The 15241-nt window shown below is 49.0% G+C and carries 13 protein-coding genes and 1 other annotated feature (1 of these 14 cut by a window edge); of the genes, 12 read left to right on the top strand and 1 reads right to left on the bottom strand.

The window, feature by feature from the left end; genetic code table 11:
- Positions 1–214, top strand: a binding site (T-box leader) (it extends 54 nt beyond the left edge of the window).
- 372 nt (positions 215–586) lie between these two features.
- Together ACBP55_RS33430 and ACBP55_RS33425 are read left to right on the top strand one after the other, a co-directional pair.
- Positions 587–2158 carry a 2-isopropylmalate synthase gene (locus ACBP55_RS33430; RefSeq protein WP_464647866.1) on the top strand — a complete coding sequence of 524 codons (1572 nt, stop codon included), beginning with the start codon at positions 587–589 and terminating at the stop codon, positions 2156–2158.
- A 368-nt stretch (positions 2159–2526) separates the two neighbouring features.
- Positions 2527–4959, top strand: a complete 2433-nt coding sequence (locus tag ACBP55_RS33425) for a hypothetical protein (RefSeq protein WP_464647864.1) — start codon at positions 2527–2529, stop codon at positions 4957–4959.
- Between the two features lie 352 nt (positions 4960–5311).
- On the opposite strand, the gene ACBP55_RS33420 is transcribed toward ACBP55_RS33425, so the two are convergent.
- Positions 5312–7261: an ABC transporter ATP-binding protein gene (locus ACBP55_RS33420; protein ID WP_464647862.1), complete on the bottom strand. Its 1950-nt coding sequence runs from the start codon at positions 7259–7261 to the stop codon at positions 5312–5314.
- A 316-nt stretch (positions 7262–7577) separates the two neighbouring features.
- On the opposite strand from ACBP55_RS33420, the gene ACBP55_RS33415 reads away from it, so the two are divergent.
- From ACBP55_RS33415 to groL, 10 genes are all read left to right on the top strand, one after another.
- Positions 7578–7814, top strand: a complete 237-nt coding sequence (locus ACBP55_RS33415; protein ID WP_464647860.1) for an endonuclease/exonuclease/phosphatase family protein — start codon at positions 7578–7580, stop codon at positions 7812–7814.
- The gene (locus ACBP55_RS33410; protein WP_464653518.1) at positions 7811–8281 is read left to right on the top strand and encodes an endonuclease/exonuclease/phosphatase family protein; all 471 of its coding nucleotides are present in this window, start codon (positions 7811–7813) and stop codon (positions 8279–8281) included. Before ACBP55_RS33415 ends, ACBP55_RS33410 begins: the two co-directional genes overlap by 4 nt.
- 65 nt (positions 8282–8346) lie before the next feature.
- Positions 8347–8976, top strand: coding sequence for a 5-formyltetrahydrofolate cyclo-ligase (locus ACBP55_RS33405; RefSeq protein ID WP_464647859.1), 630 nt, complete (start codon positions 8347–8349; stop codon positions 8974–8976).
- Between the two features lie 16 nt (positions 8977–8992).
- A complete protein-coding gene (gene moaC, locus ACBP55_RS33400) occupies positions 8993–9481 on the top strand; it encodes a cyclic pyranopterin monophosphate synthase MoaC (RefSeq protein ID WP_464647857.1) in 489 nt (162 codons plus the stop codon).
- Between the two features lie 111 nt (positions 9482–9592).
- Complete coding sequence (locus tag ACBP55_RS33395) at positions 9593–10084, top strand: MogA/MoaB family molybdenum cofactor biosynthesis protein (protein ID WP_029197035.1); 492 nt, start codon at positions 9593–9595, stop codon at positions 10082–10084.
- A 46-nt stretch (positions 10085–10130) separates the two neighbouring features.
- Complete coding sequence (locus ACBP55_RS33390) at positions 10131–11144, top strand: molybdopterin-binding protein (protein ID WP_464647854.1); 1014 nt, start codon at positions 10131–10133, stop codon at positions 11142–11144.
- A gap of 426 nt (positions 11145–11570) precedes the next feature.
- Positions 11571–12110: a twin-arginine translocase TatA/TatE family subunit gene (tatA, locus tag ACBP55_RS33385; protein WP_464647852.1), complete on the top strand. Its 540-nt coding sequence runs from the start codon at positions 11571–11573 to the stop codon at positions 12108–12110.
- 70 nt (positions 12111–12180) lie between these two features.
- The gene (tatC, locus tag ACBP55_RS33380) at positions 12181–12939 is read left to right on the top strand and encodes a twin-arginine translocase subunit TatC (protein WP_464647850.1); all 759 of its coding nucleotides are present in this window, start codon (positions 12181–12183) and stop codon (positions 12937–12939) included.
- 228 nt (positions 12940–13167) lie between these two features.
- Complete coding sequence (gene groES / locus ACBP55_RS33375; RefSeq protein WP_028553854.1) at positions 13168–13449, top strand: co-chaperone GroES; 282 nt, start codon at positions 13168–13170, stop codon at positions 13447–13449.
- Positions 13450–13542: 93 nt separating this feature from the next.
- Positions 13543–15171 carry a chaperonin GroEL gene (gene groL, locus ACBP55_RS33370; RefSeq protein WP_029197032.1) on the top strand — a complete coding sequence of 543 codons (1629 nt, stop codon included), beginning with the start codon at positions 13543–13545 and terminating at the stop codon, positions 15169–15171.
- Positions 15172–15241: the final 70 nt, after the last annotated feature.

The raw sequence follows: 15241 nt of genomic DNA, 5'->3' as shown, positions 1-15241 counted from the left end.
CGGGTTGATGCGACGCAGACCGTGAATGCCCCGAACTCGCTTGGAAGCGGTCATCCTGAGCAGGCAGTTCATGCTGTTAGGGATGAACGGATGACCTCCGTGATCGGGTGACGTAGTGCTGCAGCTAGTTTGCTGCGCTATGTCTGAGGTGGGCTCCGTGACTTGGAGCCAACAAGAGTGGTACCGCGCTGGGTGAAGACCTGTCGTCTCTTATGTGGAGATGACGGGTCTTTTTGTTGTTTTTTTGAGGTGGCTGAATTGATTTATCTCAGTAAGTCTCTGTAACGATGAAAAACATCACTAAAGTTTTATTGCGCCCAATATTTGCTGCTTTAGTGATGAAAAACATTCTTACAGGGGAAAAAATATGAAATCCGCCTCAAATGAAGTGACTTAAGCATGAAAAACATCGCTAACGTCTCAGAAAATCCCAAGCTACCTACATTAGCGATGAAAAACATCACTAAAGTAGCGTGGAGACACATAAGTCAGTCGTAGTACGATTCATTTTCATATTCAACTTCGAACCGAACCAAAAAAATAAATTGCCAGCAAGTCTGGCCCAACCTTGAGGAGGAATTTAACCATGGAAAACAACATCACTAACAACAATCGACGTATTCGGATTTTTGACACGACACTAAGAGATGGCGAACAGGCGCCAGGAGCCTCACTGTATCCAGAAGAGAAGATCCGTATCGCAAGGCAGCTTGCGAAAATGGGCGTGGATACCATCGAGCCGGGCTTCCCGATATCTAGCCCTGGGGATTTTCAGGCCGTGCAGCAAATTTCACGGGAACTGCAAAATATAGAGATTTGCGGCTTCGCCCGCGCTGTTAAAGCGGATATTGACTCGGCGGTAAAAGCCACACAGGATGCTGCTTCAAGGCGCATTCACATGTTCCTGTCCTCGTCGGATATCCATCTGGATTTCCAACTGCGCAAATCCCGTCAACAGGTGGTAGAGATGGCTCGCGCCATGGTTGCCTATACGAAGCAATTCGTTGATCGGATCGAATTCTCCCCGATGGACGCAACGCGAACAGGGGACGAATTTCTGTTTGAAGTGCTTGAGGCGGTCATTGCTGAGGGAGCAACCATACTGAACATCCCTGACACTGTAGGCTACGCGCTACCAGAAGAATATGGGGCTATGTTCCGCAGGGTGCGCCAAAGTGTAAGGGGCGGCGACACCGTGGAGTACAGCGCGCATTGCCATAATGATTTGGGTCTTGCGGTTGCGAACAGCCTAGCGGCTATTGCAGCGGGAGTCACACATGTGGAAGTAACCGTTAACGGTGTTGGGGAACGCGCAGGCAACTGTTCTCTCGAAGAACTCGTTATGGCCATTGAGACGCGCAAGCAAACCATGGGTGTGGAAACAGGGATTGTATCCAGTGAAATTTTCAACACATCCAAAATGGTCAGTCGGATCATGGGCTTTCCCATTGCATACAATAAGCCAATTGTCGGCCGAAATGCCTTCCAGCACGAAGCGGGTATCCATCAAGATGGGCTGCTGAAAAATCGCAACACGTACGAAATTATGGATCCGGAAAAGCTGGGCATTCCACGGTCTATGATTATTCTTGGCAAGCATTCAGGACGTCACGCGCTGAAACATCGCGTCGGACAATTTGGCATTGAACTTACAGGAGAAGAACTGGATACACTGTATACTAGATTCAAAGAAAAAGCAGATGACCAGAAAATGGTGACAGACGACCAGCTTATGGAGCTTGTAGGCTCAACCGTTGATGGGCAAATGGAGCCATTTACACTGACACACATGCAAGTCGTCTCTAGCAGTGATCGCAATCGTGTTGCCTCCGTGTCGGTAAAGAACAATCAAACTGGTGTTGAAAATGTGTACTCGGGGACAGGTGAAGGACCGATTGAAGCCATCGTGCAGTGTCTTAGACAAGCGATTCCGATGGCTGTGGATTTCTCCGATCTGGAGCTTCATTCGTTGTCCACAGGTGAAAAAGCAACAGGCGAAGCGGAAGTCACTATCTCAGTTGGCGGCCAAACTTACAAAAATACGGGCATAGACCAGGATGTGCTTGTTGCTGTAGCCAAAGCTTTTATCTCAGCTTGCAATCAAGCCATTCGAATGCAAAATAGCGCAGCGGCTCCAACCGAAGCTACTACGGCTTGATAAAACGACTACACCAGATCAAATTGTAAGAAAACTTAGATATATACACAGCTTGTGTGCAAAGTTATTCACATACCCTGTGTACAATGTGTATAACTAGGGTAAACCCATGGTTACCAATGGTTTTAAAAGAATGCGGAGAAGAATAACTTTTTAACATTTTTTTGTGGATAATGTGGATAAGAATGTGGAAAACGAAGGAATAGCGCAGAGGGAGGCGAATTTTGCCTCTCTTTTTTTGTGGATAACGATGTGGATAACTTAAATGGTGTAAAATCACCCCGCTTTAAATTATCGGAACAATCCGGCAGTGGATAGCTTTTCACTTGGATGAAAATGCTAAAAGCAAAAACAGTGGGTGAATACACTTGAAATTAAAAATAGCAGGCATCATTGTGGGTATCTTGACTTTAATGTTTGAGTTGTCCACAAGTGCGGAGGGAATAGAAGCTGGAATCGACCCATCCATCCACAACATAGTAAAGTCCAAGCACGTAACAGTGGTTTCGATACCGGGTTTATCGTTCATGGAGCTCCAACCAGATCAACTTGTTGAGCTCCCTCATTTACGGCGGCTGACGGAGTTAAGTGCAGTTGGAGCTATGAACATTCGCACATCGAGTCGTACGATGAGGGATGTTTATGTCTCGTTGGGAGCAGGAGCACCTTCCGTAGGAGTAGCAGATGTGCAGGCTTTTGCAGCAAAAGAAACAAGGCACGGCATTCGTATTTCCGAACTTATGAATCGTTACATAGGCCGCTATGGAGAAGATAAACCGATCGAGATTGACTCCGTACTGGTGCCTGACATCACGATGCTGCAGCGAGTTAATAAGAACCAAGGTTATGTACCAGGTATCCTAGGGGAATTGTTGAAGGAGTATGGTGTTTTTCGCTCTGTGCTGGGAAGCAGTGATTTAGGGAAGGGATCAGGCATGGAAGATAAAAAATTGCGGCGCTACAGCCCGCTCATGCTGATGGATGCCAATGGTTTTGTGGACAAAGGTGCACTCGGAGATGACGTCATAACTGTGGTTGTGGACAGACCATACGGTGTTAGTACCCATTATGCACAATTGCGTTCTTTATGGGAAAAACGGATGCAGCCTAGTATCACACTAGTCGAATTAGGCGATCTGTACAGACTTTATACGGATCAAAACCATTATAACGAGGAACGTTTCACGCAGTTGAAAGGGCAAATCTTAAAGGAAATAGACCAATGGATAGGGCAAGTAGTGGCAGGGATGGCGGAGGAGGACAGCTTGTGGATCTTCTCTCCGGAAGTGAATAGTAAGGCGGCAAGAGCCAAAGCGTATCTATCTCCTATCCTTCATTATACGACTGACAGTAGAGAGGCAATTCTGGTCTCGGAATCTACTCGCAGGCAAGGTGTCGTCACGGCGCAAGATTTCACAAGTTCGCTGCTAAAAGAGTTCAACATCCCCGTGCCGAGTGGACTGATGGGCATTCCTTTATCCTATATGGGAAAAAGTGATGTTCTTGCTGATCTTGTCAGGGAACAGAGCAGCATGCAGATGATTTACCGCAGTAGGCCGCTGCTTTTATATCCCTTTGTTACTTATGAAATGCTTATATTGCTTTTGAGTTTGATGTATGGTCTGTGGATTAAAAAAAGACTGGCAGACCCGGGATATCTCGAAGGAAGGGAAATGCCTTGGCGTAGGAGTGTGCGAACGCTGCTGTTCTCCTTGCTCACGGCGCCTTCGGTCATGCTGTTGATGGGCTGGTTGGTTGTTCCTCTGACAACAAAAATAGGGATAGAAGGCACGATGCTGGTGCTGATTGCCATTTTTATTGTGTGCACGCTAATTATTTCTGCTTTTATGGAAAAATGCCGCTTATCCACAGCCATGATCTGGCTTGGTTTTGGGAACGCGCTGATCATAACGCTGGATGGCAGTACAGGGGCCCATGCCATGAAGTATTCCATTCTGGGTTATGATCCGATGATCGGCGCCCGCTACTACGGCATCGGGAATGAGTACATGGGCGTCTTGATCGGCGCCCTCGTTCTTGGCGTGACGGCGGCCTTGCAGCGCCGTCATGGGAGTGAGCAGCCTGCGCTGCGCGGCGGTGGGCTTGATGGTGTTACTCCGCTCCTTGTAGGGAGCGGAAAGGTTGAGGGATCGCCGCGCCTCGCGGACGCGGCGGCTTCGCCCGCCGCCGCGCTGCTCGCGTGCGGGGCGTTCTTGCTCGTGACGGCCTGCCTGGCGGCACCGTCACTCGGCGCGAACGCGGGCGGCGCCTTGAGCGCCGCGGTCGCCTTCGGCGTAGCCGGCGCGCATTGCTTCGCCGGCGATCGCTGGCGCGAGCTGCGCCTAGGCAGGGGCGCAGCCCTGCTGTCGGCGCTGCTCGCGCTGGGGCTTGGGGCGCTGTGGCTGCTCAACAGCGCCGATTCTCCCGCGGCATTCGCGCGGGAGAGCCATGTCGGGCGTGCGTTTCACGCGCTGCACGCCGGGCACTTCGATCAGATCGGACAGCTGATCGAGCGCAAGCTGCGGATGAACGTACACTTGCTTCGTGCATCCGTGTGGAGCAAAGTGCTCATCACCAGCCTTATCGTGATGGCTGTCCTTGTGCTCCGTCCACGCGGCCATCTTCGCTCGTGGCAGCACAAATACCCGTATTGGATGTACGGGTTCTCGGCCAATATGATCGGAGCCATCGCAGCGCTGCTGCTTAACGACTCCGGCATTGTTGCAGCAGCGACGTTGATCATTTTCGTCGCTGTACCGATGCAGCTCCTTCGATTGCAGGAGCTGGAGACTTCGAAGTAGTTTCCTGCAGTTCAGTGACAGCGACAGGAAGGTTTAACGATGTTTTACATCGCTAAACCTCCCATTATGCGCACAGTGACACCATCCGACCACACTTAACGATGTAAAACATCGTTAAAGGTGAAGTAAATAAGCGACAGGGAGGTTTAACGATGTTTTACATCGCTAAACCTCCCATTATGCGCACAGTGACACCATCCGACCACCTTTAACGATGTAAAACATCGTTAAAGGTGAAGTAAATAAGCGACAGGGGGGTTTAACGATGTTTTACATCGCTAAACCTCCCATTATAAACCCAATGATTCCATCCTACCTTACTTAACAACGCTCAGCATCGTTAAGTGAGCAATCAAGCCAACAAAAGCTCCCACTCCTCATAACAAGCAGCGAGCGCACTCTTCCGTTCATCAACCGCAGCGGTTTTCTCCTGAACGAGCACATAGTCATTGTACACAGCTGGGTCAGCAAGCTCCGCCTCCAAGGCGGTCACTTCATCTTCCAGCCGAGCAATGTCGAGCTCGAGCTGCTCCAGCTTACGCTGGCGGCTGCGTTCTTCGCGCTTCGCCAGCTTGTCCGCTTCATACCCACCGCCACTCGTGGGTTCACTTTTCCCAGCCGAAACGCTGCCTCCAGCGGCCTTCTTCTCCGCTTCTTTGGCCAGCCGCTTCGCTTCCATTTCGGCGAGCTCGGCCTTTTTCTCCACGTAATCGTCGTAGTTGCCAAGATAACTCGTAAGCCCATCCTTCTGCAGATCGAGCATGCTCTCAGCCATCTTGTTCAGGAAGTAACGGTCATGGGAGATGAAGAGAAGAGTGCCCTCGTAATCCATCAAGGCCGACTCCAAAACCTCTTTGCTGTACAAATCCAAATGGTTGGTAGGCTCATCGAGGATCAAAACATTCGCTTTTTGCAGCATCAGCTTGGCTAAGGCTACGCGGGCTTTTTCCCCGCCGCTTAAGGCAGCGACCTTTTTGAACACATCTTCACCGCTAAAAAGAAAGCTTCCTAGCACTGTCCGAATCCGCGCCTCCTCCAAATGAGGATAAGTGTTCCACACTTCCTCCAGCACGTTGTTGGTCGGGGTCAGTCCCGTCTGCTCTTGATCGTAATAGCCAATCGTGACGCCAGCGCCCCATTTGAAGGTGCCTGCGTCTTGTTTGTGCTGACCAATTAATGTTTTGAGCAAGGTGGATTTGCCTACACCGTTAGGTCCAATGAGTGCAGCGGTTTCCGAACGACGAAGCTGGAAGGAGACGCCATCAAGCAATCGCTTCTTTCCATCATAGGAAAGCGCCAAACGATCAACCTGCAGCACTTCCTTGCCGGAAGTCTGCTCGATTTCAAAAGAAAACGAAGCCCGCTTCAAATCCCCCATCGGCTTGTCGAGTCGATCCATTTTTTCCAGCTGCTTGCGGCGGCTCTGCGCTCTCTTCGTCGTCGAAGCACGCACAATGTTGCGCTGAACAAAATCCTCCAGCTTCGCAATTTCATCCTGCTGTTTTTCGAACTGCTTCATTTCGATTTCATAATTAGCTTCTTTAATCTCGATGAATCGGGAATAGTTCCCGGTATACCGCTTGGAAGCATTTCGCTCAATTTCATAGATAGAAGTCACCAAAGCATCCAGGAAAAAACGGTCATGAGACACGACCAGAATAGCACCGGGATAGCCGCGTAAATAACCCTCTAACCAAGTTAGCGTTGGAATGTCCAAATGGTTCGTCGGCTCATCGAGCATGAGGAGATCAGGTTCTTCGAGCAGCATTTTAGCAAGGGCAAGTCTTGTTTTTTGACCGCCGCTGAGCGTTTTGACTAACGTATCCGGAGGAAACTGTCCGAAGCCCATCCCATGCAAAATGCCGCGGATTTTCGCTTCAATTTCATAGCCCCCATGTTCACGGAACCATTCGGAGCGCTGAGCGTAACGATTCATCGTGGTTTCGTACTTTTTTTCGTCCGAGATCAAATTAGGGTCTGCCATTAATGCTTCAAGTTCACGAAGTTCTCGCTCCGTCTCCAGCAAGGAACTAAACACGCTGAGCAGCTCGTTCCAGATCGACTTGTCCGTTTGCAGACCGCTATTTTGCTTTAAATAGCCGATTTTCGTTTCTTTCGCCTTGAATAAGTCCCCGCTGTCATAGGACATTTCGCCGGCAATAATTTGGAGCAGTGTCGATTTACCGGCGCCATTCACGCCAACTAAACCGATCCGTTCCCTGTTTTCGATCTGAAGCGTTATATTGGAGAGTACAGAGCGTACCCCATAGCTTTTGGAAATGTTTGAAACCTGTAATAGCATCTGCTGCTACCTCCTGCTTATTAATGAAAGGGCTTGATCTAGCCCGTCCTTTCGCTCTCTTATAAATCCCATCAATTCACTAGTATACACCATGCGAGGCGGCATCGTATGCTTAATTTTGCATAAATGAGAATGGGTAGGGGATGGGTAAATGGTACTTTTGAGGCATGCTAAGCATATAGGCTATTCGTTCTTACCCCTGCTTCTGTTGATATGTCTGTGTCAAGGAGTATCAAGCTCTTCAGACATTGGGAGGCATGCGATATCTGCAATTCCCGCGTCTAGTTCAACCACTTCCCCAGCAGCATTCACGATTATGACGTTTAATATCCACCACGGTGAAGGTTTAGATGGTAGAGTAAATATACAACGTATTGCTGACCTCATTCAAAATGCCAAAGCCGACGTCATCGCCTTGCAAGAAGTGGATCGGTACCGCTGGCGCAGCGGGTATGTGGATCAAGCGAAGGAATTGGCCGAGCTGCTTGGGATGGATATGCGTTTTGCACCTAATATAGGGATCTTTGGTCGGAGACCAAAGTCTCACATATAAAGGCGGGGCAATATGGCAATGCGATTCTCAGCCGATATCCAATTGAGGACAGCAGCTATACGCTGCTTCCTGGGAATAAGGAACCTAGAAGCCTGTTAGTGGTAAAAATCAAGGTTGGTTCTGAACCCGTTCGAATAGCCGACACACATTTGGGTCTATCCAAAGAGGATCGAAGCGTTCAACTTGCTCGTATTTCAGAAAAGGTATCAAACTACGATGACCCACTTGTTGTCGCAGGGGATTTTAATATGGAATTAGACTCTTTTCCGTTCAAAATAGAACCAACACAGCTCACGAATGTGCCATTACGAGATGATGTGAAATCGACATTTGTGGATGGAAAAAGGATCGATCACATTTTTACAAATAGGAAGAATGTCCAATCTTCATGGGCGATTCCGACGATATTCTCGGACCATTTTCCCGTAATAACGCTCATTCGGCTGGGGTCTTCGGTGCGAGTATAGTTTTTTTCCTTGTTTATGTTAAAATGGGGGAAACCACTCCTCGTTAGGGAAGGGCTGAAGCTAGTATGAACATCCGAGAGCGGAAAATCGAATTACGCAAAGAAATGGAAGAACTGCGCTCCTCCATCATGAATGAAGAACGTGAAGAGAAGCAGCAGCGCATAAATGAAAGATTGATAAAACTATGCAGCGATAGGCTTCTTGGGCATGGACAGAATGAAACGTCCGCTCCGCCTACGATCATGAGTTATATGCCTTTTCGGTCTGAGCCGGATGTTGCCCCTCTGATGGAATGGTGTTGGCAGCAGGGAATTCGTGTGGTTGTGCCGAAGGTTGTAGCAGATACGAAGACGATGAATTTGCATATCATAAGCAGCTATGAAGATGTGGAAAGCGGAGCATATGGCATCAGAGAACCTCGCAGCGAGGTGCCGATTGAGCACGATTTGTCTACCCTATCTATGATCTTAGTGCCAGGGCTTGCTTTTGATTTGGATTTCGGCAGACTTGGCTATGGAGGCGGTTTTTATGATCGCTTCATGCAGCTATTTGCTGCGCGCGGGCTTAAGCGGCCATTTGCGGTTGCGGCCGCTTTTGATAATCAGTTGATTCCTGCGGTTCCTTCTTCCTGGCATGATTTCCGAGTTGACGGGATCGTCACCGAAAGCAAAATGGTCTTCAAATCAGAATCCTAAAATAGAGGTGAGTGCTTTGCCCGATTCTTCTCCATTAACCCATTTTAATGAGCAGGGACGAGCACGAATGGTCGACATTTCGGACAAAGCAGAGACGAAGCGTACGGCTACCGCGCGTTCCACTTTAATGATGAAGAGCGAGACGCTCGATTTAATTAAGCAGGGTAAAATGAAAAAAGGCGACGTCCTCGCCGTTGCGCAAGTGGCTGGCATCATGGCCGCCAAAAAAACGTCTGACTGGATTCCAATGTGCCATCCGATTGCGCTGACGGGCATTGATATTCAGTTTGCTGATAATGGCAACAATGAACTATACATAGAAGCAACTGTCCGGACGACGGGTCCGACTGGTGTTGAGATGGAGGCATTAACTGCCGTATCCGCCGCCGCGTTAACCGTCTACGACATGTGCAAAGCAGTAGAGAAGGATATGATTATCAGCTCTACGCTGCTTGTCCTCAAAACAGGCGGCAAAAACGGGGATTTTCACAGACAAGATAGTTGACAGTGACGCGACTAGACAGATAAAGCAGTTTATTTCATAGAAATGAAAGTCGACGATCACTCAGGTTAGTGGGGTTATCTCATTCAGTTAACAAGGGAGAGGTGACGAAGGATGCACTGGAAAGTTGCGATTTTGACAGCCAGTGACCGCGGTTACCGAGGAGAACGAGAAGACACTAGCGCTCAGGTAATCCGCGAGCTGATTGAAGAGGAAATTCAAGGCGAGATCATCGAATATCGGGTCGTTCCGGATGAGATGGATGAAATCATGGCTTCATTAATAGAAATGACGGATTATTACCAGGCTGACTTGATTTTAACGACTGGTGGAACGGGACTAGCCCCCCGAGATGTGACACCGGAAGCAACGCTTAATGTGATTGACCGGGTAGCACCGGGTTTTGCTGAAGCTATGCGGATGATTTCGATGCAAAAAACACGGAAAGCTATGCTTTCCAGAGCGGTATCCGGCATTCGCGGGCGCACGCTAATCATTAATTTGCCGGGCAGTCCCAAGGGCGTGCAGGAGAATCTGATGGCGATCATCGATCAGCTTCCGCATGCGCTGGGGATTCTAACAGGCAAAGAAGGTGACCATGGGTGAGCGAACATGAACTAATTGCCAGGGTCAAGCAAGAAGGTGACCAAGGATGAGCAAACATGATTCCATGCTGCGCGAGGTTAAAGTCGAAGATGCCATCGGTATGATTTTGCCTCATGATCTGACTCAGATTTTGCCTGGTGAGTTCAAAGGGCGCCTGTTTCGCAAAGGTCATCAGGTGACTGAGGCCGATATTCCTGCGCTTCTGAGCATCGGCAAAGAGCATATCTATGTGATGGAGCTGCAGCCTGGCTACCTGCATGAGGATGAAGCTGCGCTGCGCATGGCAAAGGCCATAGCTGGGGATGGGCTCACGCTGACGGAGCCGCATGAGGGCAAAGTAAACGTGAAATCGGCGATTCACGGCTTGGTTAAGATCGATAAGGCGTTCGTCGACAGTGTGAACGCCGTTGATGAGGTCGTGTTGTCGACAATTCGCAGCAACACGGTCGTTCAGGCAGGCGCTTCGTTAGTCGGCACGCGGGTGATCCCGCTGATTGTTGACGAAGCGAAGGTTGTAGAGGTCGAGCGTCTGGCTGCCGCTCGACGTGCGGAGGGCTTCACCTTCTTAGAGGTGAAGCCGTTTCGCAAGCTGCGCGTCGGCGTGATTACGACGGGCAGCGAGGTCTTCAAGGGCCGAATCAAGGATAAATTCGGCCCGGTCGTGAAGGAGAAGCTGGCGCAGCTCGGCTCCGAGGTGGTAGACCAACGCTTCGTGTCGGACGACAGCGAAGCGATAGTGGGTGAGATCCACGCGCTGCTAGCGCTGGGCGTGGATCTGGTTTTGGTCACGGGCGGCATGTCCGTGGACCCGGACGATCGCACACCGGGTGCGATCAAGATGGCCGGCGCCCGCGTGGTCAGCTACGGCACGCCGATGCTGCCGGGCTCGATGCTGATGATCGCCTATCTGGGCGATGTGCCGATCATGGGCTTGCCGGGTTGCGTGATGCATGACCCGTACACGTCCTTTGACGTGCTGCTCCCGCGGATTTGCGCGGGCGAGACGATCGTGCGCAGCGACATTACGGAGATGGGGTACGGCGGGTTTTATCAGTGCTAGTGGTAGTCGATGAAATCCTGCAAGTTAAGCTTGTTTGAATTTATTGTGTGATTTGTTGCATGGCTTACAAGTTGATTTTGCTTGTTAGAGCACATTCAAACATTTAGCTGCATTTTGTGCAGTTAATTGGTTGAATTTGTTTCGTATCTAGCAATTTGCTGCAAAATGTACATCTTTTTTGGCGCTTTGGCGGTAAATTGGCTGTTTTTAGCTGATTTTGATGTACAAAATGCAGGTAAAGTGGGCCGTAGAGGTGAAAAGTAGCCAAATAACTGCACTTTTTGCAGCTAATGCAAAAGTGTGTGACTATAGTGAAGGTGTTGACCTCAGTTACCACCCACTAGGAGATTTCGTTGCCGATTTCAGCGTTTGCTAATTTGTTATACGGTTTAGATGAAGTCGCAACAAATAATGGAGATGAAGTCCATGTTTCAAAATATCGGTTTCACCGAGCTCTTATTAATAGCAGTCGTTGCTCTTGTACTATTTGGACCGCAGAAGCTGCCCGAAATTGGCCGCGTGCTTGGGCGCACGATCAGGGATTTTAAGAAAGGCGCCCACGCACTGCTGAACGATGAGTCTGAAGAAGCGGCGGCGCCGAAGCCGGCAGATCAGGTCAAACCTGCTCCGCAGGTTTCGACTCAAGACGGAGCAGCCTCGTCAAACCCTGTCGAAGCAGGTGCTCCTTCCGGGAGAGCGGCTGTGGAGTTTATGACTACAGCTCCCTCATTAGTCAAGTCGGCTGTCGAACCGAGTACAGCTACACCAGAAGTAGCGGAGTCCGGCTCTTCCGCCAATGCTGAAGCTGTCCACGCGGTCGTGCAGACCGAGCAGACACCGGCAGCGGTGTCCGCTGTGAAAGCACCGTCAGTCACTCCGACGCCACCCGCTCGACCGAACGCAACACCCGCCTCATCGGCAGCGTCTGCAGCGCCGCCAAGCAGCACGCGGCGTCTACCGGACTAGCCGCTTTCTTTTCAGCATAACAAGTGCTTCAGCCGTATAGGTTTGATCCACTAGATCAGGTTGGTGAAATATGACAACGAACGAAGAAATGTCACTCGTAGAGCACCTTGGTGAGCTGCGCAAACGAATCATGTGGGTACTGGCTGTCCTGGTCGTAGGGATGGTAGGCGGATTAATCAGCGCGAAGCCCATCATTCGTTACCTCAAAAACATTCCTCCTGCTAATGGCATCAGTTGGAACGTTTTTTCCCCGTGGGATGCCCTGCGCTTGTATATGAATTTTGGATTGGCCGTAGGTATTCTGATTACCCTGCCGGTTATTCTTTATCATATATGGGCGTTTGTTAAGCCAGGCTTGCGTGAGGCTGAGCAGAAGGCTTCGATTATTTATATTCCATATGCGTTTTTGCTCTTTTTGGTAGGTCTTTCCTTCGGTTATTGGGTTGTTTTTCCGATGGCCTTTTACTTTACTTCCTCCATTAGCCACAGTCTCGACATCACGGAGATGTATGGCGCGGCGCAATATTTTACATTCATGTTCAACATTATTCTTCCGCTGGCCATTACGTTTGAAATGCCGATTGTCGTGATGTTCCTCACGAAGATTCGCCTTTTGAATCCGAAGCGTCTTCACAAGTTCAGAAGATATGCCTACATGCTGCTCGTTATTTTATCTACGGTTATCACGCCGCCAGATGCGATATCGGCTATCTTAGTGGCTTTGCCGCTTATTGTTTTGTATGAATTTAGCGTCTTTATGTCGGGATTTATCTATCGTAAACAGTTGGCGAAGGATGCTGAGTGGGAGCGGGAGTTCGGTCCTAAATAATAAAACAGTCTGCATAAGGTGCAGGCTGTTTTTCTTTTTTCAAAGGGAATATTTGTTTTTCATTTGGGTAGAATGAGGGGGGTGCCTGAAAGAATGAAAAATGTGTAAAAGGACTTGCAAATTACTCCCAGAATGAGTATCATAAGAATTGTTGTTAGCACTAAACACATTCGAGTGCTAATAACCGAATACACCCAATACCAATTTTCTAAAGGAGGCTATTTTTCCATGATCAGACCGTTAGGTGATCGAGTAATCATTGAAGCCGTTGCGAAAGAGGAGACTACAGCAAGTGGCATCGTGCTGCCAGATACAGCTAAAGAAAAACCACAAGAAGGTAAAGTTGTAGCTGTAGGCGCAGGCGCGTTGAAAGATGGCGTTCGTGTTCCGCTTGAAGTAAGCGAAGGCGACCGCATCATTTTCTCCAAATACGCTGGAACTGAAGTGAAATACGAAGGCCGCGAACTGTTGATCTTGCGCGAAAGCGACATTCTCGCTGTATTAGCCTAATTTAGCAGGATATAGATCGGCACTGCGTTTACTTAGTTTTTCCGTAATACTACTTACTATGTACAGGTTCTAAATTAGAGGAGGTTTCCTATCATGGCAAAAGAAATTAAGTTCAGTGAAGACGCACGCCGCGCGATGCTTCGTGGGGTAGATGCTTTAGCTAATGCTGTAAAAGTAACCCTCGGTCCTAAAGGCCGTAACGTTGTTCTTGAGAAAAAATTCGGCAGCCCGTTGATCACAAATGACGGTGTTACGATCGCGAAAGAAATCGAGCTTGAAGATGCTTTCGAAAACATGGGAGCTCAACTTGTTAAAGAAGTTGCTACCAAAACTAACGATGTTGCTGGTGACGGTACAACAACTGCAACGGTTCTAGCACAAGCTATGATCCGCGAAGGTCTGAAAAACGTTACTGCAGGCGCTAACCCAATGGTTATCCGCAAAGGTATCGAGAAAGCTGTTAAAGCGGCTGTAGAAGAGCTTCAAGCTATTGCGAAGCCAATCGAAGGCAAACAATCCATCGCACAAGTAGCGGCAATCTCTGCTGCTGACGAAGAAGTAGGCGAATTGATCGCTGAAGCTATGGAAAAAGTAGGTAAAGACGGTGTTATCACAGTTGAAGAATCCAAAGGATTCCTTACTGAACTAGAAGTTGTAGAAGGTATGCAATTCGACCGTGGTTACACTTCCCCATACATGATCACTGACACGGATAAAATGGAAGCTGTCCTTGACAACCCATACATCCTGATCACTGACAAAAAAATCTCGAACATCCAAGAAATCTTGCCTGTTCTTGAAAAAGTGGTTCAATCCGGCAAACAACTTCTGATCATTGCTGAAGATGTTGAAGGCGAAGCACAAGCAACGCTTGTTGTGAACAGACTTCGTGGCACATTCACTTGCGTAGCTGTTAAAGCTCCTGGTTTCGGTGACCGTCGTAAAGCTATGCTTGGCGATATCGCTGCTCTAACTGGTGGCCAAGTGATCACAGAAGAGCTTGGTTTGGATCTGAAATCCACGCGTCCTGAGCAATTGGGTAGCGCGCGTCAAATCCGCGTAACCAAAGAGAACACAATCATCGTTGATGGCGCTGGCGACAAAAAAGACATCGCAGCACGTGTTACTCAAATTCGCGCACAATTGGAAGAAACAACTTCCGATTTCGATAAAGAAAAATTGCAAGAGCGTTTGGCTAAACTTTCTGGCGGCGTAGCTGTTATCAAAGTTGGCGCAGCAACTGAAACTGAGCTGAAAGAGCGCAAACTTCGTATCGAAGATGCTCTGAACGCAACTCGTGCAGCTGTTGAAGAAGGTATCGTTTCTGGCGGTGGTACAGCCCTGGTTAACGTGTACAACGCAGTAGCTAAGGTAGTAGCTGTTGGCGACGAGCAAACAGGCGTTAACATCATCCTGCGCTCCCTAGAAGAGCCAGTTCGCACAATCGCAGCTAACGCTGGTCAAGAAGGCTCCGTTATCGTTGAGCGCCTCAAGAACGAAAAAGTAGGCATCGGCTACAACGCAGCAACTGGCCAATGGGTGAACATGTTCGAAGCAGGTATCGTTGATCCTGCTAAAGTAACTCGTTCCGCACTGCAAAACGCAGCATCCGTAGCAGCTATGTTCTTGACAACTGAAGCGGTTATCGCTGACAAACCAGAAAAAGACAAACCAGGCATGCCTGATATGGGCGGCATGGGTGGAATGGGCGGCATGATGTAAGTCGTGCCCAAAATAGAGGCTTCTCATGAGTTCACTGAACTTATGGGAGGCCTCTTTCTTTTTCGGTTTG

Source organism: Paenibacillus sp. WG02, from assembly GCF_055396115.1.
Note: the sequence above shows the minus strand (reverse complement) of the source record. Positions and strands in the feature narration are given on the sequence as shown.

Coding starts and splice junctions, on each gene's coding strand:
- tatA (WP_464647852.1), top strand. CDS start 11,571: ATGTTTCAAAATATCGGTTTCACCGAGCTCTTATTAATAGCAGTCGTT.
- ACBP55_RS33420 (WP_464647862.1), bottom strand. CDS start 7,261: ATGCTATTACAGGTTTCAAACATTTCCAAAAGCTATGGGGTACGCTCT.
- groL (WP_029197032.1), top strand. CDS start 13,543: ATGGCAAAAGAAATTAAGTTCAGTGAAGACGCACGCCGCGCGATGCTT.
- ACBP55_RS33405 (WP_464647859.1), top strand. CDS start 8,347: ATGAACATCCGAGAGCGGAAAATCGAATTACGCAAAGAAATGGAAGAA.
- ACBP55_RS33415 (WP_464647860.1), top strand. CDS start 7,578: ATGACGTTTAATATCCACCACGGTGAAGGTTTAGATGGTAGAGTAAAT.
- ACBP55_RS33430 (WP_464647866.1), top strand. CDS start 587: ATGGAAAACAACATCACTAACAACAATCGACGTATTCGGATTTTTGAC.
- ACBP55_RS33395 (WP_029197035.1), top strand. CDS start 9,593: ATGCACTGGAAAGTTGCGATTTTGACAGCCAGTGACCGCGGTTACCGA.
- ACBP55_RS33390 (WP_464647854.1), top strand. CDS start 10,131: ATGAGCAAACATGATTCCATGCTGCGCGAGGTTAAAGTCGAAGATGCC.
- groES (WP_028553854.1), top strand. CDS start 13,168: ATGATCAGACCGTTAGGTGATCGAGTAATCATTGAAGCCGTTGCGAAA.
- tatC (WP_464647850.1), top strand. CDS start 12,181: ATGACAACGAACGAAGAAATGTCACTCGTAGAGCACCTTGGTGAGCTG.